Here is a 1232-nt window from a genome sequence, read left to right as displayed (position 1 = left end):
GCTCAAGCCGAGCGATATCATCCCAGGCCATTTCGATCCTCCAACGTCTCGACAACGAAGGGGAATCACAACCTGCTGATATCGCTCAACTCCTTTTCGCTCAGGCTCTTACGGCTGCGACACGACGAGCATCGGAAGCGCACGTCGTCGATCCGTGCGCCGGGCTCGATCCGATCGAAGGCGAGAAGGTGCCCTTCAGGGTACCCACGTGTGGCAGATGACCCGAATTGCAATGCGGCGACAAGTGGCTTCGCGGAGATTGGAGATCGGCCGAATCACGGTGCGAATGTAGTCGTCCCGCTCGCTCGATCAGCCCTTTGTGCTTTCCCGCTATGCCCGCCCATCCGATCTTGCAACATCGTTTGTAACAGACTTATGGGCGCAAGCCGCTACCACGCAAGGGATTCAAGCCATATCAAAAATTGGGATGGTGCTGCCGGAGAGACTCGAACTCTCGACCTCTCCCTTACCAAGGGAGTGCTCTACCACTGAGCTACGGCAGCGTTGGGCGCTATCTCTCCGATTTCGGTTGGCGCGTCAACAGACAGTGAAGCGAAAAGCAGCCTTTGCCGATCAAAGTCGCGAAGCGCCCCCTGCCGAGCCGGGCAACCCGGCATCGTCATATTTTTCCAGACGCCGCGGCCGAAACGCTGGACAGCGCGTTGGAGCTTTTCTATAAGGCGCGAGCTTTCGTCGGCTTGGCGTTCCGCATTCGGAGCGTTTCGGCGAAACGGCGCCCAGGTAGCTCAGTTGGTAGAGCATGCGACTGAAAATCGCAGTGTCGGCGGTTCGACTCCGTCCCTGGGCACCATTTCCCCTTCCCATAGCTTCTCACAGCGTCCTTCTATCAATAAAAATCAATGAGTTAGCTGGTTATGGCTGCTTATGGCGACCTGCTACGTACCATTGCAACGCATCAGTTTGTGGGTAACGATCCGGGTATTACCCATTACCCCTAGGCCCGTTACCCATGCCGCTTTCCGACTTCGCCTGCAAGAACGCCAAACCCAAGGTCAAGCCGTATCGTCTCGCCGACGGCGACGGGCTCTATCTTCTCGTCCAAAAAAGCGGCTCTAAGCTCTGGCAGCTGCGTTATCGCTACCTGGAGAAGGAAAATATTCTCTCCTTTGGCAAGTACCCGCTAGTGTCGCTTCTCGACGCGAGGGAGAAGCGGGACGATGCCAAGAGATTGCTGGTCGCCGGCATCAACCCTTCCACCAAGCGCAAGGAGG

At 57.0% G+C, this 1232-nt stretch carries 1 protein-coding gene and 2 tRNA genes; 2 read left to right on the top strand and 1 reads right to left on the bottom strand.

What is annotated here, in order from left to right:
- Positions 1-428: 428 nt before the first annotated feature.
- Positions 429-503, bottom strand: a tRNA-Thr gene (locus VSX60_RS22305).
- Positions 504-735: 232 nt separating this feature from the next.
- Between VSX60_RS22305 and VSX60_RS22300 the strand changes: the two genes are divergently transcribed.
- Together VSX60_RS22300 and VSX60_RS22295 are read left to right on the top strand one after the other, a co-directional pair.
- Positions 736-811, top strand: a tRNA-Phe gene (locus VSX60_RS22300).
- A gap of 159 nt (positions 812-970) precedes the next feature.
- A partial coding sequence (locus VSX60_RS22295; RefSeq protein ID WP_327626426.1) for an Arm DNA-binding domain-containing protein occupies positions 971-1232 on the top strand: 262 nt, incomplete at its 3' end.

Origin of the sequence: Aurantimonas sp. A3-2-R12 (assembly GCF_036016755.1) — a bacterium.
GTDB lineage: Bacteria > Pseudomonadota > Alphaproteobacteria > Rhizobiales > Rhizobiaceae > Aurantimonas > Aurantimonas coralicida_A.
This window is presented reverse-complemented; position numbering and strand designations above follow the sequence as displayed.